Origin of the sequence: Kribbella alba, from assembly GCF_039529635.1 — a bacterium.
GTDB classification, from domain to species: domain Bacteria; phylum Actinomycetota; class Actinomycetes; order Propionibacteriales; family Kribbellaceae; genus Kribbella; species Kribbella alba.
Window position 1 is genome coordinate 261,236 of the sequence record NZ_BAAANE010000009.1, and the last position, 20,530, is coordinate 281,765.

Consider the following 20,530-nt stretch of genomic DNA (forward strand, 5'->3'; position numbering starts at 1 on the left):
TGGACCGCCGGCACTCACCAACGTCGGTTTCCGAACCGCCACCGGCCGCTGTTGAGCGTGGCCGACGACGGGACGGAGTGGTTGGTGAGTGCCGGCGGTCCGGCAGTGGCCTACAGCGTGAAAGCTGTGGTGGATTCGTCGAAGGGGCCCATCACGGTCAGGGCCGGGGTGCCCGCGTAGAGGTCCGCGGCGAGTTGGCAGACGTCGTCCAAGGTGACCGCGTCGATGCGGCGGAGGATCTCGTCGACGGTCGGAAGCTCGCCGTAGACGAGCTCCGCCTTGGCGATCCGGGTCATCTTGGCGCCGGTGTCCTCCAGGCCCATCACGACCGATCCGCGCATCTGGCCCTTGCCCCGGAGCAGCTCGTCCGCGGTGATGTTGCCCTTGGCGATCGTGGCCAGCTCGGCGCGGACCACGTCCAGCACCTCCGGCGCCTTCTTCGGCAGGCAGCCCGCGTAGACCCCGACCATGCCGGCGTCCGCGTACGCCGAGCCGAAGGTGAACACCGAATAGGCGAGCCCGCGCTTCTCCCGGACCTCCTGGAACAACCGCGACGACATCCCGCCACCGACGATGCCGTGCAGCACCCCGGCGACGAACCGCCGCTCGTCGTTGCGCACCAGCCCCGGCAACCCGAGGACGAGATGCGCCTGCTCGACGTCGCGGTGATGGACCCGCACTCCCCCGTACGTCGGGACGCGGCGAGCCGAGCCTCGTCGTACCGGAGCCGGTTCGGCCTCACCGGTGACCCAGTGCCGCTCGAAGGCCTTGCGGACGAGCTTCACGACGTCGGTGTGCTCCACGTTGCCCGCGACCGAGACGACGATGTTCTGGGGCAGGTAGCGGCGGCGGTACCACCCGGCCACCTTGCGCGGGGACAGCGCGGCCACCGACTCCGGCGTACCGGTGATGGACCGGCCGAGTGGCGACGAGCCCCAGAGCTGTTCGGCGAAGAGGTCGTGGATGTGGTCCGACGTCTCGTCGGCGTGCATCGCGATCTCTTCGTCGATCACGTCCCGCTCGCTCTCCACGTCCTCGGGCGTGAGCGTGGCGGAGGTGATCATGTCGCAGATGACGTCGACGGCGAGCGGCAGGTCGGAGTCGAGCACCCGGGCGTAGTAGCAGGTGTACTCCTTGCCGGTGAACGCGTTCATCTCGCCGCCGACCGCGTCCAGCGAGGCGGAGATCTCCATCGCGTCGCGGCGCTCGGTGCCCTTGAAGAGCAGGTGCTCGAGGAAGTGCGTGGCGCCGGCCAGCTGGGTCGGTTCGTCGCGGGAGCCGACGCCGACCCAGACGCCGAAGGTGACCGAGCGGAAGCCCGGCACGGACTGGGAAAGCACGCGGAGCCCGGAGGGCAGCACGGTCCGTTTGACGGGACCGCCACCCTCCGGGCTCAGCAGCGTGCTGGTGATCGCACGTGTCACTCGGCGGGAGCGACCTCTGCGTCAGACTTGTCGTCGGCCTTCGCAGCGGCTGATTCTTCGCCCTCCAGGACGGGGATCAGCGACAGCTTGCCGCGGTCGTCGATCTCGGCGATCTCGACCTGGAGCTTCTGGCCGACGGACAGGATGTCCTCGACGGCCTCCACCCGCTTGCCGCCGGCCAGGCCGCGCAGCTTCGAGATGTGCAGCAGACCGTCCTTGCCCGGGAGCAGCGAGATGAACGCACCGAAGTTGGTCGTCTTCACGACCGTGCCCAGGTAGCGCTCGCCCTTCTCCGGCATGGTCGGGTTGGCGATCGCGTTGATCATCGCGCGCGCCGCGTCGGCCGAAGGGCCGTCCGTCGCACCGATGTACACCGTGCCGTCGTCCTCGATGGAGATGTCGGCGCCGGTCTCGTCGGTGATCTGGTTGATCATCTTGCCCTTGGGGCCGATGACCTCGCCGATCTTGTCCACCGGGACCTTGACCGAGATCACCCGCGGGGCGAACTCGCTCATCTCACCCGGCGCGTCGATGGCCTTGGCCATCACGTCCAGGATCGTGAGCCGGGCGTCCTTGGCCTGGGTCAGCGCGCCGGCGAGCACGCTCGCCGGGATGCCGTCCAGCTTGGTGTCCAACTGCAGGGCGGTGACGAAGTCCTTCGTGCCGGCGACCTTGAAGTCCATGTCGCCGAACGCGTCCTCCGCGCCCAGGATGTCGGTCAGCGCGACGTACTCGGTCTTGCCGTCGATCTCACCCGAGATGAGGCCCATCGCGATACCCGCCACCGGCGCCTTCAGCGGCACACCGGCCGACAGTAGCGACAGCGTCGAGGCGCAGACCGAACCCATCGAGGTGGAGCCGTTCGACCCGAGGGCCTCGGACACCTGACGCAGCGCGTAGGGGAAGTCCTCGCGCGACGGCAGCACCGGCACCAGGGCCCGCTCGGCCAGCGCGCCGTGACCGATCTCGCGGCGCTTCGGCGAACCCACTCGGCCGGTCTCACCGGTCGAGTAGGGCGGGAAGTTGTAGTTGTGCATGTAGCGCTTGCGGGTCTCCGGCGACAGCGTGTCCAACTGCTGCTCCATCCGGAGCATGTTCAGCGTGGTGACACCCAGGATCTGGGTCTCGCCGCGTTCGAACAGCGCCGAACCGTGCACCCGCGGCAGCACCTTCACCTGCGCCTTGAGCGGGCGGATGTCGGCGAGGCCACGACCATCGATGCGGACCTTGTCGGTCAGCACGCGCTTGCGGACCAGCTTCTTGGTGAGCGAGCGGAAGGCTGCGGACAGCTCCTTCTCGCGACCCTCGAAGTTGGCGGCCAGCTTGTCGATGACGGCAGCCTTGACGGCGTCGGTGGCCTCTTCGCGGTCGTGCTTGCCCGCGATGGTGAGCGCCTGGGACAGCTCCTCGGCGGCAGCAGCCTCGACAGCGGCGAAGGCGTCGTCCTGGTAGTCCGGGAAGACGGGGAACTCACCGGTCGGCTTGGAGGCCTTGGCCGCCAGCTCGGACTGTGCGTCGACCAGGGTCTTGATGAAGCCCTTGGCGGCCTCCAGGCCCTCGGCCACGATCTCCTCGGTCGGCGCCTGCTTGCCGGCGGCAACGGCGTCGAAGGTGCCCGGGGTGGACTCGGCCTCGACCATCATGATCGCGACCTCACCGGTGTCGGTGACGCGACCGGCGACGACCATGTCGAAGACGGCGTCCTCGAGCTCGCTGTGGGTCGGGAAGGCCACCCACTGCTTGTCGATCAGGCCGACGCGGACAGCGCCGATCGGGCCGGAGAACGGCAGCCCGGCGATCTGGGTGGACATCGACGCGGCGTTGATCGCCAGCACGTCGTAGAGCTTGTCCGGGTTGAGCGCCAGGACCGTGATGACGACCTGGATCTCGTTGCGCAGGCCGGACACGAACGACGGCCGCAGCGGGCGGTCGATCAGCCGGCAGGTCAGGATGGCCTCCTCGGAAGGACGACCCTCCCGGCGGAAGAACGAGCCCGGGATGCGACCGGCGGCGTACATCCGCTCCTCGACGTCCACCGTCAACGGGAAGAAGTCGAACTGGTCCTTGGGCTTCTTGCTGGCCGTGGTGGCCGACAGCACCATCGTGTCGCCGTCGAGGTAGGCGGCGGCGGAACCGGCGGCCTGCTGGGCCAGCCGGCCCGTCTCGAAGCGGATGGTGCGGGTGCCGAAGCTGCCGTTGTCGATGACGGCTTCAGCGAATTCTGCGCCCTCCATGGGCGTACTGGTGGCTCCCGACACGGGATACCCCTCTCTCGCGATGAGACGACTGCGAGGCGCGAGCTCCGGGGTGCCGGTCTTCGATCGAGGCCCGCGGGGGTTCGTCAGAGCTGAACTCCCGAAGGCCACTACCGAGGACCGGTCGTCGTCCCGGCACACGTACGCGTCGTCTCGTTTGTCGTGTTGCTTCTGTATTCAGTTGTTCCCACACCGGGGGCGTGGATGCGTGGTTGCCCACATGAGCGAGGAGCGGCCACCCGGACTCGGGGGCCGCTCCTCACGACGTCATCGGCGAAGGCCGAGCCGCTCGATCAGGGACCGGTAGCGGTTGATGTCCTTCTTCGCCAGGTAGTTCAGCAGCCGACGGCGCTGGCCGACCAGCAGGAGCAGGCCACGACGGCTGTGGTGGTCGTGCTTGTGCTCCTTCAGGTGCTCGGTCAGGTCCGCGATGCGGTGCGTGAGGAGCGCGACCTGGACCTCGGGAGAACCGGTGTCGCCCTCGGTCAGGGCGTACTCGCCGATGATCTTCTTCTTCGCCTCAGGATTGGCTGACGACACGTGCGATCCTCTCGATTTCCGTTGCGCGGCGCACCGGGGCTTGGGTCACCCGGGCACTCTCGATCCGCGGCCGTTCAGACGGCAGCGCCCAGAGTATCAGTCCGTGGACGGCGCGCCCTAATTCGGTGCCCCCTGCCGGGTCGCCGGGTCAGCGGGTCACCAAGTCACGAGTCGGCGAGTGAATCCCCGGTCAGAAGCCGGCGTGCACCGTCGACATCGGCCTTCATCTGGACCAGCAGGTCGTCGATGGTGTCGAAGCGGATCTGACTGCCGCGCAACCGCGCGACGAAGTCCACCGAGATCTTCGCGCCGTACAGCTCGAGATCGTCGCGATCCAGCACGTAGGACTCGACCCGGCGGTCCACCCCGTCGAAGGTGGGGTTGCTGCCCACGCTGATCGCCGCCGGCAACGGCTCGCCGTACTGCGGGGCGCCGGGTGCGGGTTCGAGCACGGTCAGCCAACCGGCGTAAACCCCGTCCAGCGGGACCGCCGCGCCTGCCTCAGCAGGGATGTTGGCGGTCGGGTAACCAAGCTCACGGCCGCGCTTGTCGCCTTCGATGACGGTCCCGGTGACCTGTAACGGCCGTCCGAGTGCCGCCGCGGCGCCCTCGACATCGCCCTCCGCGATCAGCTGTCGGATGTACGTCGAGGACCAGGGCTGGGTGTCCCCCGCCAGCGTCAGGCCTTCCACCTCGAACCCGGCCGCGGCACCTGCCTCGACCAAGGTGTCGACGTGACCGGCGGCCTTGTGGCCGAAGCGGAAGTTCTCCCCCACCACGACCGCCTTGGCGTGCAGGGTCCCGACCAGCACTCGGTCGATGAACTCCTGCGGCGACCAGGCGGCCGTCTCCTTGTCGAAGGGCAGGATCAGCACGGCGTCCGCGCCGGCCGCGCCGAGGAGTTCCGCCCGCCGGCCGGGCTCGCTGATCATCGCCGGCGCGTGGCCCGGCCGCAGTACGGCCATCGGGTGCGGGTCGAACGTCATCGCCACCACCGGCAGGCCGCCCAGCTCGGCAGCCCGGGCTCGGGCGTGAGCCAGCACCTCCTGGTGACCGCGGTGGACGCCGTCGAAGTTGCCGATGGTGACGACCGAGGGGCCGAAGCCGGAGTCCACCTCGTCCAAACCGTGCCAGACACGCATAGGAGCAAGGATTCCATGCCACTTGTCGCCAGGTTGCACCAGGTCCATGATCACCCCTTGTAATCGCGGCGTCACTCAACTTAGTGTGTTCGCGGCATCTGTCGCACCCTCGGAGGTTCCGTGAAGATTCACCGCCTCGTCGCCACCTGCACCGCGGTGGCAACCCTCGGCGCTTCATCCGTCACGAGCACCGCCTTCGCCGACGCCCCGGCCACTCCGCACGCCCTCGCACCGACGGCTTCCACCTTCGCGCCGGCCCCGGCGTACAAGAAGTACGTCGCCCTGGGCGACTCCTACACGTCGGCACCGCTGGTGCCGTTGCCCGAGCTGCTGTCCCTCGGCTGCCTGCGGTCGGTCAGCAACTATCCCAAGCTGCTCGCGGCGCTGCTCAAGATCACCTCGTTCACCGATGCGAGTTGTGGTGGCGCGGACACGACCAACATGACGAAGCCGCAGACCACCCCGCTCGGCACCTTCCCCCCACAGTTCAACGCGCTGACGCCGGACACGGACCTGGTCACGGTCGGGATAGGCGGCAACGACTTCGGCGTCTTCGGCGACATCACCGGCACCTGCCCCGGCCTGCGCGCCGCCGATCCGGTCGGCTCGCCGTGCAAGAAGCACTTCACGGTCGACGGGGTGGACACCCTGAGCGCCGCGATCGAGAAGACCGGGACGCGGGTCGCCGATGTGGTCAAAGGCATCAAGGTGAAGTCGCCCAAGGCAACGATCGTGCTGGTCGGCTACCCGAAGATCGCGCCGGAGAAGGGCACCTGCCCGGACATCCTGCCGTTCTCGGACGGCGACTACGCCTACCTGTACTCGATCGAGCAGAAGCTCAACCAGGCGGTCGAGAACGCGGCGGCGGCCGGCGGAGCGACGTACGTGGACACCTTCGGGCCGTCGACCGGCCATGACGCGTGCGCACCGGAAGGGCAGGCGTGGATCCAGGGCAAGGACATCAACCTGCTCCGCGCCCTGAACTACCACCCGCGCTTCGAAGGTCAGGCAGGTGTGGCATCACTGACGTACAAGAAGCTGGCCGGCGCCAAGGAGACCGTGACGCCGGCAGAACAAGCTCGATGGGCCCAGCGGGCTCGTGAGCTCAGCCAGCAGGCTGCCAAGCTGCAGTCCGACCCGGCCTACAAGGCCGCCCTGGACCGCCTACGGACCAGCGCGCAACGCTGACCCTTTCCAATCCGTACGGCGGACGCCGGGCCGGAACCACCTCACGCGTGGTCCCGGCCCGGCGACTTTTCCGGCCTGATCTTCGCGCGGGTGATCAGTTGAGCCGGGCGACGAGGTCGGTCAGCGCCTGGCCGAGGGGAAGGTTCACGCGGTGGGAGGCGTACGTGTCTCCGCGGGTCACGCCCTGGTTGACGATCAGCACCTGCTTGCCTGCCTTCGCGGCATACCGGACGAAGCGGAACCCCGACATCACCGTCAGGGAGGAACCGAGCACGAGCACCGCGCGGGCCTCATCGATCAGGCGGTAGCAGCGTTCCACCCGGGTCTTCGGGACGTTCTCGCCGAAGAAGACCACGTCCGGTTTCAGCAGTGACGATTCGCAGCCCGTGCAGGGGACCAGCCGGAAGTCGGTGACCACCTCGTCGGGCAGTTCGACGTCGCCGTCCGGGTTGATCCTCGTCGCCTTGCCCTCGAACACCGGGTTCGCCTCACGCAGCCGGCGATCCAGTTCCTCGCGCGGGCTGGTCCCCAGGCACTCCAGGCAGATCACCGGTCGAGGTTGCCGTGCAGCTCGATCACGTCGCGGGCACCCGCTGCCTGATGGAGCCCGTCGACGTTCTGGGTGATGACCCCGTCGAGGAATCCCCTGGCCTGCAACGCCGCAACCGCCCGGTGCCCGTCGTTCGGAGCCGCCCGCGCGATCGTGCGCCAGCCGAGGTGACTCCGCGCCCAGTACCGCTGCCGACCCGCCTCGCTCCCGACGAAATCGCCGTACGTCATCGGCGGATGCGTCCGCAGACTCCCCGAAGCCCCTCGATAGTCCGGAATCCCCGACTCCGTGGAGATCCCAGCCCCACTGAGCACCACGACCCCACCCCGCCCGACCACCTCGGCGACCCCCGAGACGTCCTTCGTGGCCGGGGCAAGCGCCACCACCTCAGGACCCGGAGTCCAGCTCAAAGTAGGCCGAGAACGCACGCCCCTAGATTACTTGCGCCCCTCAATCCCCGCCCTCCGAAACAGCAGCCTCACGCCTCGCCCCCGTCGACCCGCCCAGCCACCCTAGGTTCGCCGCTCTTCCGTCGAACTCGGCAATGCGAGCCAGTTCCCCGAGCCCGACATGCACATCGGACGCACGGCCACAACTGCCTTCGCGTCAGACACCGCCCGGGCGGTCGCCCAAACGCATCGTGGCGGGCCGACACGTCGGCGTGACCGCGGGTGGAAACCGGCGATCTGGTGCACGGCCCAGTTTCCCGGGGCGAGATTTGGCTGAGCCATGCACAGGGTCACGGTCCGGCCGCCGGTCCGGGGTTCGGGTGTACCGACCGACAGGACGTAGTCGCCGACCGGGTCCGGCGTCCCGCCTGACCCACCGGCTTGGCGCCCCGATCCGACGACCACGTCCTGTCCGTCGGTACGCCAACCACCGCCCGGGCCTGCCCCGACCGGTTGAGATCAGCCCCCTCCACCGGGCAGCAGCAGAGGGTTACCCCGGTGAGGGGCGGGCTCCCCCTGCTCCACCGTGGGGAACCCACGGAGCCGCGTTGGGGCGCATCGCCGTACAGGCTGTCAGCTGACGAAGACGGCGGTGGGTTTGGCTACTGGGCCGTGAGGTTCGTAGAGGGCGAGGAAGGTGCCAGTGGGGTCGAACATGGCGGTCTGGCCGGCCGGGAGTTTGAGGCCGGAGAGGGGGCGGCCGGTGCGGATTGCGGCGGCTTGTTCGTCATCGGCGTCGTAGCGGGGGAACGTGTCCGCGGCTACCTCGGCGATCGGGAGCCAGTCGAAGGACTCGGCCAGCTCTTCCAACGTGTGGGCCGACGCGATACCGAAGGCGCCTACGCGGGTACGCCGGAGCATGGTGAGGTGGCCCCCCACGCCGAGCTCGACCCCGAGATCCCGGGCCAACGCACGGATATAGGTGCCACTCGAGCAGTCGACGGAGATGTCGACCTCGAGACCGGCGGGACCCGTCCGCACGTCGACCACGTCGTACCGGCTGACTGTGACGCTGCGGGCCTTCAGGGCGACCTCTTCGCCGGCCCGCACGCGCTCGTACGCCCGGCGCCCGTCGACCTTGATCGCGGACACCTTCGACGGGACCTGCGAGATCTCGCCGCGGAATCCGGCGATCGCCGACTCGATCGCCTCGACAGTGATACCTGCCAGGTCCTGGGCGGACGCGACGGCGGTGATCTCACCCTCGGCGTCGTCCGTGCTGGACGTGGCGCCGAGCAGGATCGTCGCGTCGTACGACTTGTCGGCCAACTGGAGATGGCCGAGCAGCCTGGTGGCGCGGTTCAGGCCGACCACCAGGACGCCGGTGGCCATCGGGTCCAGCGTGCCGGCGTGGCCGACCTTGCGGGTGCCGGCCAGCTTGCGGATCCTGGCCACCACCGTGTGCGAGGTCAGCCCCGCCGGTTTGTCGACGACGACGATGCCGTCGGCTACTGCTGTCGCGGGGTCACTCGTCGTCGGAGTCATCGTCCTCGCGGCGCTTGTACGGGTCGGCGTCGCCGGCCGGCTTGGCGCCCGCGGCCGACTTGGCCACCTCGGCGTCGGCCTGCCGTGCCTTCTCCAGCAGTTCCTCGATCTGGCCGGCGGTCTCCGGGATCGCGTCCAGGAAGAACGCCAGGCTCGGAGTATGCCGCAGCCCGAGGGCCTTGCCGACCTCGCTGCGGATCAAGCCGCGGGCCGACTCCAGGGCCGCGGCGGTGGACGCCCGCTCCTGCTCGCCGCCGTACACGGTGTAGAAGACGCTCGCCTCGCGCAGGTCGCCCGTCAGCCGGGCGTCCGTCACGGTGACGAAGCCCAGCCGGGGGTCCTTCACGCGGCGCTCGAGCAGCTCCGCGACGAGTACCTGGATCCGGTCGGCCAGCTGCTTCGCCCTTGCTTCACCCATCAGGGCTCACTCCCTCGTTCAGACATGAACAACGTCCGGAGCGACGGTTCGCACCGCCACTCCGGACGTTACTCGGCACAGGACTGCTATCAGCTGCGGGGCTTCTCGCGCAGCTCGAACGCCTCGACGACATCGCCGATCTTGATGTCGTTGTAGCCCTGGACGGTCAGACCGCACTCGAAGCCTTCGCGGACCTCGGACGCGTCGTCCTTGAACCGCTTGAGCGACGAGAGCTCGGCGTTGTCGAGCACCACCGAACCGTCGCGGATCAACCGGACCTTGGCGTTGCGGCGGATGACACCGGTGGTCACCCAGCAACCGGCGATGTTGCCGACCTTCGACGAGCGGAAGATCTCGCGGATCTCCGCCTGCCCCAGCGTGGCCTCTTCGTAGACCGGCTTGAGCATGCCCTTCAGGGCCGCCTCGATGTCGTCGATCGCCGAGTAGATGACCGAGTAGTACCGGACATCCACGCCCTCGCGCTCGGCCAGGTCACCGGCCTTGCCCGCCGGCCGCACGTTGAAGCCGATGATGACGGCATCCGACGCGATGGCCAGGTTGACGTCGTTCTCGTTGATCGCACCGACACCGCGGTCGATCACCCGCAGGCTGACCTCGTCGCTGACCTCGATCCGGACCAGCGCGTCTTCCAGCGCCTCGACCGAACCGGAGCCATCGCCCTTGAGGATGAGCAGCAGTTCCTGGCTCTGCCCCTTCTCCATGCTGGCCATGAAGTCCTCGAGGGTACGACGGGCGCGCCGCTTGGCGTTGGCCGCCGCACGAGCCCGGGCTTCCCGCTTCTCAGCGATCTGCCGGGCCATCCGGTCGTCGTCGACCACGAGGAACTTGTCGCCCGCACCAGGCACGGCGGTCAGACCGAGCACCAGCACCGGCCGCGACGGCAGGGCCTCCTCGACGTTGTTGCCGTGCTCGTCGAGCATGGCCCGGACCCGGCCGTACGCCGGACCCGCCACCATCGAGTCGCCGACCCGGAGCGTGCCGCGCTGAACCAGCACGGTCGCGACCGGACCGCGGCCCTTGTCCAGGTGCGCCTCGATCGCGAGACCCTGCGCGGGCATCTCCGGGTTGGCCCGCAGATCCAGCGCCGCGTCCGCGGTCAGGACGACGCTCTCGAGCAGCCCCTCGATGTTGATCCTGGACTTCGCGGAGACGTCCACGAACATCGTGTCGCCGCCGTACTCCTCGGGCACCAGGCCGTACTCGGTCAGCTGACCGCGCACCTTGGTCGGGTCCGCGCTCGGCACGTCGATCTTGTTCACCGCGACCACGATCGGGACGTTCGCCGCCCGGGCGTGGTTCAGTGCCTCGATCGTCTGCGGCATCACGCCGTCGTCGGCCGCGACCACCAGGATGACGATGTCGGTGGCCTGCGCACCACGGGCACGCATGGCGGTGAACGCCTCGTGACCGGGGGTGTCGACGAAGGTGATGGCGCGCTCGTTGCCGTCCACCTCGGTGGTCACCTGGTACGCACCGATGTGCTGGGTGATGCCACCGGCCTCGCCGGCCACGACGTTCGCGTGCCGGATCGCGTCCAGCAGCTTCGTCTTACCGTGGTCGACGTGACCCATCACGGTCACCACCGGCGGCCTGGAGGCCAGGTCGCCCTCGCCGCCCTCGTCCGACCCGAAGTCGATGTCGAACGACTCGAGCAGCTCGCGGTCCTCGTCCTCCGGGGAGACGACCTGGACGTCGTAGTCCAGCTCGGTGCCCAGCAGTTGCAGGGTCTCCTCGTTGACCGACTGGGTCGCGGTCACCATCTCGCCCAGGTGGAACAGCACCTGCACGAGCGATGCCGGGTCGACGCCGACCTTCTCGGCGAAGTCCGTCAGCGAGGCGCCACGGGCCAGCTTCACGACCTCGCCGTCACCGTGCTTGACGCGCACGCCGCCGACGGCCGGAGCCTGCATGTTGTCGAATTCCTGGCGCTTGGCGCGCTTGGACTTGCGACCACGACGGGCCGGACCGCCCGGACGCCCGAAGGCACCCTGCGTTCCGCCACGGCCCCGGTTGCCCGGACCCGGACGACCGCCACCGCCACCGCCGGGAGGACCGCTCGGGCCGCCGCCGCCACCGGGACGGAAGCCGCCCCCGCCACCGGCACCGCCAGGGCGCGCACCCGCACCAGGACCGCTCGGACCGCCGCCGGGACGACCACGGCCGCCACCACCGGCGCCACCGCCACCGCCACCGCCCGGACCGGACGGACGACCGGTGAAGGTCCCGGCCGAGGACTTCGGCATCATCGCCGGGTTCGGACGCGGCGCGCCCGGCACGCCACCGGCCGGACGTGGCCGGTCGGAACCGCCGCTACGAGCCTGCGGCGGACGCGGCGGCATCCCGGCCGGGCTGCCACTGCCACCCGGGGCCGGAGCCGCCGGAGCGCCACCCGGACCCGGACGCGCGCCACCGCGCTGCATGCCCTGGGTCGAGCTGAAGGGGTTGTTGCCCGGACGCGGTGCACCCGGACGGCCACCACCGGAGCGGTCCCCACCGGGACCACCCGGACGCGGCGCACCACCCGGGCGAGGTGCACCCGGACGGGGTGCGGCACCCGGACGCGGGGCATTGCCCGGTACGCCGGGGCGCGGCGCCGGCCGGGCCGGAGCCTCTGCCGCGGGACGCGGTGCTGCCGGGGTCTGAGCGGCCGGAGCCGGCGCAGGCGGAGCCTCGGCGGCCTTGGCCGCGGGAGCCTCGAACGCGGGCTGCTCCACCTTGGCCGGAGCCTCTGCCGGAGCAGGGGTGGCCTCGGGGCGCGGACCCGGCTTGGGGCCGGGACGCGGACCCGGACGAGCCGGGGACGGTGCCGTGGTCGAGGCAGCCGGGGCCGAGACGGCCGGAGCGGCCTTCTCGGTCACCGTGGGCTCAGCCGCGACCGGACTCGGTACCGACTCCACGGCCGGCGCCGTGCGCTCGGCCTCGACCGCGGGAGCCTGGGCTACCGGCGTAGCCGCGGGCGCCTTCTCTGCGGTCTGTTGCGCAGGAGTGACCGGTGCGGTCGCCTGCGGCGCAGTCGATGTACTTGCGGCGGCCTTCTTGGCCGCGCGCTTCTTCGGCGGGTTCTTCTCGAACTCTTCCGCCAACCGTCGGACGACGGGTGCCTCGATCGTCGAGGACGCCGATCGGACGAACTCTCCCATGTCGTTCAGCCTGGTCAGAACGACCTTGCTGGTAACTCCAAGCTCTTTCGCGAGCTCGTAGACCCGGACCTTTGCCACTACTCTCCCTCTGGTCCGAGCCTTGGGCGCGGACCGTTAGTTGACGTACATGCTCATCGCATTGCACTCATCGTTCGACACTCATCGAGTGGTCATGAGTCGATGACCCGCCTTCATGTCGTCGCGACGGTCCGTCTAGACCGCTGCGGGCGGCCGGGCGGCCGCACTTGTGGTGCTGTACTCCTGCTGCTCAACGTGCTCCCGCACGGGTGAGACGTCAAGCGGGCCCGGGACCTTGAAGGCCCGCGGAAACGCCTTACGTCGCTCGGCGAGGTCGAGACACTCGGTCACCGGGTGCAGATGCGCCCCGCGGCCGGGTGCCCGATGATCGGGATCCGGGAGGACAAGTCCTCCGGAAACCGTCATCCGCAGCAGGTCGGACGGACTGTCCCGCTTCCGACACCCGATACAGGTGCGCTCCCTTGCCCGGTGAGAATTACTCAGCCCAGGGCGCGCGTCTGCAGTCACTGTCACGTGATCCTCAGGGTGTGGTGACGACTCAGTCGACCGACCGAGAGATCAGTCTACCTTCTCGTCCCCACGAGTCACATCCGTATCCGGCCGGATGTCGATCCGCCAGCCTGTCAGCCGTGCGGCCAGGCGGGCATTCTGCCCTTCCTTGCCGATCGCCAGCGACAGCTGATAGTCGGGGACGACGACCCGCGCGGCGCGTGCCGCAGCGTCGACGACCTCTACCGAGGAAACCTGTGCGGGCGACAGCGCATTCCCGACGAAGGTGGCCGGGTCGTCGCTGTGGTCGATGATGTCGATCTTCTCGCCGTGCAGCTCGTGCATGATGTTGCGCACGCGCTGGCCCATCGGGCCGATACAGGCGCCCTTGCCGTTCACGGACGGGTTCAGGGTCCGGACCGCGATCTTGGTCCGGTGCCCGGCCTCGCGGGCGATCGCGGTGATCTCCACCGTGCCGTCGGCGATCTCCGGTACTTCGAGCGCGAACAGCTTCTTCACCAGGTTCGGGTGGGTCCGGGACACGGTGATCTGCGGGCCCTTGAAGCCCTTCCGTACGCCGACCACGTAGACCCGCAGGCGCGAACCGTGCTCGTACTTCTCCCCCGGCACCTGCTCCGGGGCCGGCAGCACCGCCTCGATCTTGCCGAGGTCGACCATCACCGAGCGCGGGTCGCGACCCTGCTGGACGACGCCGGAGACGATGTCGCCCTCCTTGCCGGAGAACTCGCCGTACCGCACCTCGTCCTCGGCGTCGCGCAGCCGCTGCAGGATGACCTGCTTGGCCGTGGTGGCCGCGATCCGGCCGAAGTCGGCCGGCGTGTCGTCGTACTCGCGGGCCAGCGTGCCGTCCTCGTTGAGCTCGCGGGCGAACACGGTCACGTGCCCGCTCTTGCGGTCCAGCTCGGCGCGGGCGTGCTGTTGCGCTCCCTCGGTACGGTGGTAGGCGACCAGCAGGGCCTGCTCGATCGCCTCCACCACCACCTCGAAGGCGATGTCCTTCTCGCGTTCCAGGGACCGCAGGACGGCCATGTCGATGTCCATCTCAGTTCTCCTCCACCGTGCCGTCAGCGGCAGGTTCGTCGTTGCCGGCAGCCCGGTTGAACTCGATCTGGATCTTGGCCTTCACCACGTCGGCGTACGCGATCGTGCGAGGCCTGCCCTTGACGTCCAGCTCGACAGCCTCGTCCGAGGCGACCTTGATCCGGCCCGTCACCTTGCCACCGGCCGCCAGCGTGACCTCGACCAGCCGGGTCACGTTGCGGCGCCAGTGCCGCGGCAGGGTCAACGGGCGGTCCACGCCCGGGCTGGAGACCTCCAGCGTGTAGGCGCCGTCGCCCATCACGTCGTCCGCGTCCAGGGCCTTGGAAATCGCCCGGGTCACCTCGGCGACGTCATCCAGGCTGAAGCCGCCGTCGCGGTCCACCAGCACGCGCAGCAGCCGCCGCTTGCCGGCCGGCGAGACGTCCGCGGCCTCCAGGTCGCAGCCGAACTGCTCGACGATCGGCCGCAGGAAGTTTTCGAGGCTCTCGGGGTCCGTGTGGTCAGTCCTTCGGCTCACAGGTAGACCTGCCTCTCTCTCCAGTTGTGCACCCGTTGCAGCCACCCGGCAATCCGACCGAGGGCAGTAGCCCACCATATCCGGCCCGCGGGAGGATCCTGTCACGCGCCCGCGCCGGGATAGGGTTTCGGCCGTGCCGAACCCTCCGCGCCGCCTGTCGCGCCGAACCGCCCTGAGGACTGCTGCCCTCGCCGCCGGCGCCGCGGCCGTTCCGATCCTGGCGACCGGCTGCCAGGACGAACCCGACCGGTCCGGTACGCCGGGGGCCACCGAGGGCCCGGGTGGCGGCTCCCAGCCCCCGCCGAGCAGCGACCCGGCGGTGGTCGCGGCTCTGACGACAGCGGCCACCCAGGTCGAGCAGCTGGCCCTTCGCTACAGCGCTGTCGGCCAGGCGTTCCCGGCGCTCCGCCCGCAGCTCGCCAATGGCGTGAGCTTCCACGCGACCCACGTCACCAAGCTCAAGGAACTCGGCGGATCCGAGCCGCCCCAGCCGGGCAAGCTTCCACCCCTGCCCAAGACCGCCGCCGCCGCGCTGGCCGATCTCGCCGGCCGCGAGCAGCAGCTGTCCGTAGCCCACGCCACCGCCGCTGGGAAGGTCTCGGGTGAGCCCGCCCGGCTGCTCGCGATGGTGGCTGCCGCCGAGAGCCAGCTCGCGGCCTCCCTGACCAAGAAGCGGGCCGCCCGGTGACCGAGAAGGATGCCCTCCAGGCGGCGATCGCCGGCGAACACGCCGCGCTGTACGGCGTGGGTGTGGCCGGCGGCAAACTCAGCGGCGCCCAGTTCAGGGCGGCGACCACCGCCTATGAGCAGCACCGCAAACGGCGGGACCAGCTCGCCGATCTCCTCGTCGACGCAGGCGAGACCCCGGTGGCGGCCGAACCGGCGTACGACCTTCCGCAGGCGGTGACGAACACCGCGACGGCCAGTGCGCTGATCTTGTTGATCGAGCGCCGGCTGGCCGCGGTCTACGGGGACCTGGTGGAGTCGGCCGAGCAGGACAAGGTCCGCACCTTCGCTGTCCAGGCGCTGATCGCCACCGCCCAGGCCCAGCTCGGCTGGGGCGGCACGCCCACGGCCTTCCCCGGCAGCGCCTGACTGCTGGCTGGTCCAGTTCCGCCGCGCGGTCGATCCTGCCGGCGGTTGTCCGTTCAGGCGCCGAGGACGTTCTGGATGCCCGCGACGGCGGCGCCGCGGGCCCAGTCGGCGAAGGTCAGGGGCGTGGTGATGAGGTCGAGCGTGCACCGCTGCGTCTCCAGCGGACCCGGCCGAAGGCGATCCGCGATCACCTCGTGCAGAGACTCCGACTCGGTGAAGACGTCCACATCCTCGCCGGCCAACACGATGCAGGTCGTCTGGAGGGCGCCGGCGAACGAGGCGACGACCTGTCCGAGCGCCCGGGCGGCGTCGTCCAGCCAGCGGGCGGCCTCCTTGTCGCCGAAGGCGCCGGCCCGGACGAGGTCGTCGAAGGTGACGGGACTTCCGGCGGCCGCCGAGGCGTGGCGTTCGATGTCCTCCCGGTTGAGGTAGGCCGCCGCGCACCCGCTGTGGCCGAGGCCGCACTTGGGCCCGCTGCTGTCGATCGGCGAGTGGGCCAGCAGGTGACCGTTGTCGATGAGTTGCTCGACCACGATCCCCTCCCGGACGACCCCCACGCCGAGACCCGCGCCGACGGTCATGACGCCGAAGGTCGCATGGGTGCGGCCGGCGCCGAACCACAGTTGCTCGCGGGCCAGGGCTGTGACGTCGTTGGTGACGATGACCGGGAGATCGGTCCGATCCCGCAACGGGCCGGCCAGGTCGACGTCACGCCAACCGAGGAACGTCCCCTCCCGAACGATCGATCGCTCCGCCACGACGCCTCCGACGGCCACGCCGATTCCGTCCAGGCTGGGCACCTTCCGGGCTAGCCGGTTGGCCACCTGCATGATGACCTTCACCGTGGGCGCGACCGGCACCAGGCCGTCTTCGCGGGCCTGAGGCAACGCCGCCCTGGTGGTCGCCTTGACGTCGCCGAACATGTTGCAGACGACGCCGTACGCGGTGTCCGAGGTGAGCTTGACGCCGACGACGTGGCGGGCGCTGGGCACCGCGGCCAGGATCTGCCGCGGCCGGCCGATCGCGGCGCCCGACTCGAGGTCCTCGGACGCGATACCACCGCCGATGAGGGCCCGGGCCAGCCGGGACATCGACGCGTAGGACACGTGCAGCCGATCCCCCAGATCACCCCGGGTCGCCGGCCCGTGGATCAGCAGCTGGCGGGTCACAGCGAGCTCCGCCGAGGTCAGTCCCCGCTGGATCGCCGACCGCTCAGACGTGTCACCCATGACCATCCGTCCAGTTTACAAAGTGACCCTTGTCACACTCTTCAGCTTGGATTATTTTCAATCTGACTGCAAATACCCGGCTTCCGAGCAACCCGTGCGATCACCACGCCGGGAGGGAGAGACGATGGCCACCACGACCTCGATCGGACCGGTGAAAGCCGGTCCCGCGCGCAAGGGTCCGCGCGACGACACGCGCCTGGCGCTGCTGTTCATCCTCCCCGCCCTGATCGGCTTCGGAGTCTTCATGGTCTGGCCGACCCTGCGCGGGATCTACCTCAGCTTCACCAAGTTCAACCTGCTGACTCCGCCGGAGTTCAACGGCCTGGACAACTACATCCGGATGGTCAACGACCCGGTGTTCTGGAACGCGCTGAAGGTGACGCTCTACTACGTGGTGCTGAACATCGGGTTCCAGACCGTCCTGGCCCTGGTCATCGCGGTGATGATGCAGCGGCTGACCCAGCGGACCTGGTTGCGCGGCATCGTCCTCACCCCGTTCCTGGTCTCGAACGTGGTGGCCGCCATGGTCTTCCTCTGGATCCTCGACTACCAGTTGGGCATCGGCAACACGATCCTGGCCGCCGTCGGCATCGACCGGATCCCGTTCCTGTCGTCGGACGCCTGGGTCATCCCGACGATCGCCTTCATCAACGTCTGGCGGCACGTGGGCTACACCGCACTGCTGATCTTCGCCGGCCTGCAGACGATCCCCGAGAGCGTCTACGAGGCGGGCCGGATCGACGGCGCGAGCGAGGTGCGCATGTTCCGCAGCATCACGGTCCCGCTGCTGCGCCCGATCCTGTCGCTGGTCCTGATCATCACCGTGGTCGGCTCGTTCCAGGTCTTCGACACGGTGGCCATCGCGACCAAGGGCGGGCCGGTCGACTCCTCGCGGGTGCTGCAGTTCTACATCTACGACGTCGCGTTCGGGCGCTTCCAGTTCGGCTACGCGTCGGCCATGTCGGTCGCTCTGCTCGCCGTCCTGGTGATCGTCACCTTCATCCAGTACCGGCTCACCCGGGCCGAGACCTCCGACCTGGCCTGAGGAGGGACACCATGACCACCGACACCACTCCGACGGTCGCGACCGCCGCTCCCGTCGCCGTACGGCGCGATTCCACTCCCACCGAGCCACACCAACTGAACTTCGGCCGCGTCCTGGCCTGGACCTTCATGATCCTGGTGATCCTCGTCAGCCTGTTCCCGTTCTACTGGATGTTGCGCACCGCGCTGTCCAGTAACAACGCCCTGTACGCGGGGTCGAAAAGCCTGCTCCCGGTGCAGACCTCGTGGGGCGGCTTCGAGCGGGTCTTCGGCCTGCAGACCGGGCAGGAGGCGATCGACGCCGGCGGCGCCGGGCAGGCGATCAACTTCTGGCGTTACCTGTTCAACTCCGTCGTCGTCGCCACGCTGATCACCGCCGGCCAGGTGTTCTTCTCGGCCATGGCCGCCTACGCGTTCGCCCGGCTGCAGTGGAAGCACCGCGAGCGGGTCTTCGCCTTCTTCCTGGCCGGCCTGATGATCCCCGCGATCTTCACGCTGCTGCCGAACTTCGTGCTGATCAAGCAACTCGGCCTGGTGGACACCCTGCTCGGGATCGCGCTGCCGACCATGTTCATGACCCCGTTCGCGGTGTTCTTCCTGCGGCAGTTCTTCCTCGGCATCTCCCGCGAGGTCGAGGAGGCCGCACTGATGGACGGCGCCTCCAAGGTCAGGGTGTTCTTCCGGCTCATCCTGCCGATGTCGGTGGCCCCGATCACGACCCTGGCGATCCTCACCTACATCGCCGCCTGGAACGAGTACTTCTGGGCGCTGATGGTGAGCTACACCGACAAGTCGCGCGTCCTCACCGTCGCACTCGGGGTGTTCAAGTCGCAGACCCCGCAGACCGGCCCCGACTGGTCCGGTCTGATGGCGGCCACGCTCGTCGCCGCGCTGCCGATGCTGCTGCTGTTCATGCTCTTCGCCAAGCGCATCGTCAACTCCATCGGTTTCAGCGGGATCAAGTGAGGAGGCCCATCATGACCACCTTCCGGCAACGGATCCGCACCGCCGCGGTCGCCCTGCTCACTGTGAGCGCGTTGACCGCCTGTGGTGGTGCCGGCGGCGGCAGCGCCAATGGCACCATCGAGTACTGGCTGTGGGACTCGGCGCAGCAGCCGGGCTACCAGAAGTGCGCCGACGCCTTCGAGAAGGCCAATCCCGGCCTGCGGATCCACATCTCGCAGTACGGCTGGGACGCCTACTGGTCCAAGCTCACCGCGGGCTTCATCGCCGACACCGCGCCGGACGTCTTCACCGACCACCTGGCCAAGTTCGCCCAGTACGTCGACCTCAAGGTGCTCCGTCCGCTCGACGACCTCGGCCCGACCAGCGACATCAAGGACGGTGACTACCAGCAGGGTCTGGCGCAACTGTGGAAGGGCCAGGACGGCAAGCGGTACGGCGCCCCGAAGGACTGGGACACGATCGCCATCTTCTACGACGGCGCGGCCCTGAAGAAGGCCGGCGTGGATCCCGCCCAGCTGCAGAACCTCAACTGGAACCCCCAGGACGGCGGGACGTTCGAGAAGCTCGTCGCGCATCTGACCATCGACGCCAAAGGTGTTCATGGCGATGAGCCCGGCTTCGACAAGAAGAACGTCAAGACGCACGGGCTCGCCTCCGAGGGCTCGGGCGGCGGCGGCTGGGGCCAGACGCAGTGGTCGGCGTTCACCGGCAGTGCGGGCTGGCAGGCCACCGACAAGAACCCCTGGGGCACCCGGTTCAACCTCGACCGGCCGGAACTGCAGGACACCCTGAGCTGGTACTTCGGCCTTGTGCAGAAGGGCTACATGCCCAGCTACGAGGAGATCGGCGGCGCGAACGCGATCGGCACGGACAAGCAGATCCAGTCCGGGACCGCGGCGATGGGCCTCAGCGGCTCGTGGATGATCTCCACCTTCAGCAAGCTGACCGATGCCGGCGGCAAGAAGCTCGACATCGGGATCGCGCCCACCCCGATCGGTCCTACCGGCAAGCGGGCCTCGATGTTCAACGGCCTGGCCGACTCGGTCACGACCTTGTCGAAGCAGCCCGAGAGCGCGGCGAAATGGGTGAAGTACCTGTCCGGTGCGGAGTGCCAGAACATCATCGGCCAGTCCGGGGTGGTCTTCCCGGCACGGCCGGCTGGCACCGACCTCGCGATCGCCTACAACAAGAACGAGCGCAAGCTCGACGTCACGCCGTTCACCCAGCAGGTCGAGCAGAAGACGACGTTCCTCTTCCCGGTGACGACGAACGCCGCCGACATCGCGGCCCTGATGGCTCCCCGGATGGACGCCGTCTACATCGGCAGTTCGCCGACGACGTCGCTGACGAAGCTGAACGGACAGCTCAACGAGCTCTTCAAGGTCGCCCAATAGGGGCGCGGCCAGCCGCCCACTCAGGCGCCGGGCCGGGTGGTCCACGAGGGGAGTCCACCCGGCCCGGTCCGACGACGGTCCAG

General features: G+C 69.1%; 17 protein-coding genes and 1 pseudogene. 6 read left to right on the forward strand and 12 right to left on the reverse strand.

Going from position 1 to position 20,530, the window contains the following annotated elements:
* Positions 1–110 precede the first annotated feature (110 nt).
* The 4 genes from ABD210_RS25975 to ABD210_RS25990 all read right to left on the reverse strand — a co-directional run bounded on the left by ABD210_RS25975 (position 111) and on the right by ABD210_RS25990 (position 5,361).
* Entirely contained in the window at positions 111–1,424 is a 1,314-nt protein-coding gene (locus tag ABD210_RS25975; RefSeq protein ID WP_344114722.1) for a M16 family metallopeptidase, read from the reverse strand.
* On the reverse strand, positions 1,421–3,658 hold the full coding sequence (locus tag ABD210_RS25980) for a polyribonucleotide nucleotidyltransferase (protein ID WP_344114723.1): 2,238 nt from the start codon (positions 3,656–3,658) through the stop codon (positions 1,421–1,423). Before ABD210_RS25980 ends, ABD210_RS25975 begins: the two co-directional genes overlap by 4 nt.
* A gap of 288 nt (positions 3,659–3,946) precedes the next feature.
* The gene (rpsO, locus tag ABD210_RS25985; protein ID WP_012920573.1) at positions 3,947–4,219 is read right to left on the reverse strand and encodes a 30S ribosomal protein S15; all 273 of its coding nucleotides are present in this window, start codon (positions 4,217–4,219) and stop codon (positions 3,947–3,949) included.
* 164 nt (positions 4,220–4,383) lie between these two features.
* On the reverse strand, positions 4,384–5,361 hold the full coding sequence (locus ABD210_RS25990; RefSeq protein WP_344115107.1) for a bifunctional riboflavin kinase/FAD synthetase: 978 nt from the start codon (positions 5,359–5,361) through the stop codon (positions 4,384–4,386).
* Positions 5,362–5,481: 120 nt separating this feature from the next.
* On the opposite strand from ABD210_RS25990, the gene ABD210_RS25995 reads away from it, so the two are divergent.
* Complete coding sequence (locus ABD210_RS25995; protein WP_344114724.1) at positions 5,482–6,549, forward strand: SGNH/GDSL hydrolase family protein; 1,068 nt, start codon at positions 5,482–5,484, stop codon at positions 6,547–6,549.
* 94 nt (positions 6,550–6,643) lie between these two features.
* Here ABD210_RS25995 and ABD210_RS32545 read toward each other — a convergent pair.
* The 7 genes and pseudogenes from ABD210_RS32545 to rimP form a co-directional block, all read right to left on the reverse strand.
* A pseudogene (locus ABD210_RS32545) lies at positions 6,644–7,527 on the reverse strand (NAD-dependent protein deacetylase).
* A 594-nt stretch (positions 7,528–8,121) separates the two neighbouring features.
* On the reverse strand, positions 8,122–9,033 hold the full coding sequence (truB, locus tag ABD210_RS26010; protein WP_344114727.1) for a tRNA pseudouridine(55) synthase TruB: 912 nt from the start codon (positions 9,031–9,033) through the stop codon (positions 8,122–8,124).
* Positions 9,014–9,451 (reverse strand): 30S ribosome-binding factor RbfA, encoded by a 438-nt coding sequence (gene rbfA / locus ABD210_RS26015; protein ID WP_344114728.1) that lies wholly within the window; start codon positions 9,449–9,451, stop codon positions 9,014–9,016. Before rbfA ends, truB begins: the two co-directional genes overlap by 20 nt.
* Before the next feature lie 89 nt (positions 9,452–9,540).
* On the reverse strand, positions 9,541–12,690 hold the full coding sequence (gene infB, locus ABD210_RS26020; RefSeq protein ID WP_344114729.1) for a translation initiation factor IF-2: 3,150 nt from the start codon (positions 12,688–12,690) through the stop codon (positions 9,541–9,543).
* A 135-nt stretch (positions 12,691–12,825) separates the two neighbouring features.
* On the reverse strand, positions 12,826–13,164 hold the full coding sequence (locus ABD210_RS26025; RefSeq protein WP_344114730.1) for a YlxR family protein: 339 nt from the start codon (positions 13,162–13,164) through the stop codon (positions 12,826–12,828).
* A 45-nt stretch (positions 13,165–13,209) separates the two neighbouring features.
* Complete coding sequence (nusA, locus tag ABD210_RS26030) at positions 13,210–14,202, reverse strand: transcription termination factor NusA (RefSeq protein WP_344114731.1); 993 nt, start codon at positions 14,200–14,202, stop codon at positions 13,210–13,212.
* 1 nt (position 14,203) lies between these two features.
* Positions 14,204–14,719, reverse strand: a complete 516-nt coding sequence (rimP, locus tag ABD210_RS26035; protein ID WP_344114732.1) for a ribosome maturation factor RimP — start codon at positions 14,717–14,719, stop codon at positions 14,204–14,206.
* A 133-nt stretch (positions 14,720–14,852) separates the two neighbouring features.
* On the opposite strand from rimP, the gene ABD210_RS26040 reads away from it, so the two are divergent.
* Both ABD210_RS26040 and ABD210_RS26045 read left to right on the forward strand, forming a co-directional pair.
* Positions 14,853–15,407, forward strand: coding sequence for a cell division protein FtsK (locus ABD210_RS26040; RefSeq protein ID WP_344114733.1), 555 nt, complete (start codon positions 14,853–14,855; stop codon positions 15,405–15,407).
* Positions 15,404–15,814, forward strand: a complete 411-nt coding sequence (locus ABD210_RS26045; RefSeq protein WP_344114734.1) for a ferritin-like domain-containing protein — start codon at positions 15,404–15,406, stop codon at positions 15,812–15,814. Before ABD210_RS26040 ends, ABD210_RS26045 begins: the two co-directional genes overlap by 4 nt.
* A 53-nt stretch (positions 15,815–15,867) precedes the next feature.
* On the opposite strand, the gene ABD210_RS26050 is transcribed toward ABD210_RS26045, so the two are convergent.
* Complete coding sequence (locus tag ABD210_RS26050) at positions 15,868–17,043, reverse strand: ROK family transcriptional regulator (RefSeq protein WP_344114735.1); 1,176 nt, start codon at positions 17,041–17,043, stop codon at positions 15,868–15,870.
* Between the two features lie 124 nt (positions 17,044–17,167).
* Here ABD210_RS26050 and ABD210_RS26055 point away from each other — a divergent pair, with 124 nt between their 5' ends.
* The 3 genes from ABD210_RS26055 to ABD210_RS26065 are packed head-to-tail and all read left to right on the forward strand — an operon-like array spanning position 17,168 to position 20,447.
* Positions 17,168–18,088, forward strand: coding sequence for a carbohydrate ABC transporter permease (locus ABD210_RS26055; protein WP_344114736.1), 921 nt, complete (start codon positions 17,168–17,170; stop codon positions 18,086–18,088).
* Between the two features lie 11 nt (positions 18,089–18,099).
* Positions 18,100–19,053: a carbohydrate ABC transporter permease gene (locus ABD210_RS26060; RefSeq protein ID WP_344114737.1), complete on the forward strand. Its 954-nt coding sequence runs from the start codon at positions 18,100–18,102 to the stop codon at positions 19,051–19,053.
* Positions 19,054–19,064: 11 nt separating this feature from the next.
* Positions 19,065–20,447 carry an ABC transporter substrate-binding protein gene (locus ABD210_RS26065; RefSeq protein ID WP_344114738.1) on the forward strand — a complete coding sequence of 461 codons (1,383 nt, stop codon included), beginning with the start codon at positions 19,065–19,067 and terminating at the stop codon, positions 20,445–20,447.
* Positions 20,448–20,530 lie beyond the last annotated feature (83 nt).

Excerpts from the sequence above, each read along its gene's own strand:
- ABD210_RS25980 (WP_344114723.1), bottom strand. The coding sequence starts at position 3,658 with ATGGAGGGCGCAGAATTCGCTGAAGCCGTCATCGACAACGGCAGCTTC.
- ABD210_RS26065 (WP_344114738.1), top strand. The coding sequence starts at position 19,065 with ATGACCACCTTCCGGCAACGGATCCGCACCGCCGCGGTCGCCCTGCTC.
- ABD210_RS26060 (WP_344114737.1), top strand. The coding sequence starts at position 18,100 with ATGACCACCGACACCACTCCGACGGTCGCGACCGCCGCTCCCGTCGCC.
- truB (WP_344114727.1), bottom strand. The coding sequence starts at position 9,033 with ATGACTCCGACGACGAGTGACCCCGCGACAGCAGTAGCCGACGGCATC.
- nusA (WP_344114731.1), bottom strand. The coding sequence starts at position 14,202 with ATGGACATCGACATGGCCGTCCTGCGGTCCCTGGAACGCGAGAAGGAC.
- ABD210_RS26055 (WP_344114736.1), top strand. The coding sequence starts at position 17,168 with ATGGCCACCACGACCTCGATCGGACCGGTGAAAGCCGGTCCCGCGCGC.
- rbfA (WP_344114728.1), bottom strand. The coding sequence starts at position 9,451 with ATGGGTGAAGCAAGGGCGAAGCAGCTGGCCGACCGGATCCAGGTACTC.
- ABD210_RS25990 (WP_344115107.1), bottom strand. The coding sequence starts at position 5,361 with ATGCGTGTCTGGCACGGTTTGGACGAGGTGGACTCCGGCTTCGGCCCC.
- ABD210_RS26050 (WP_344114735.1), bottom strand. The coding sequence starts at position 17,043 with ATGGGTGACACGTCTGAGCGGTCGGCGATCCAGCGGGGACTGACCTCG.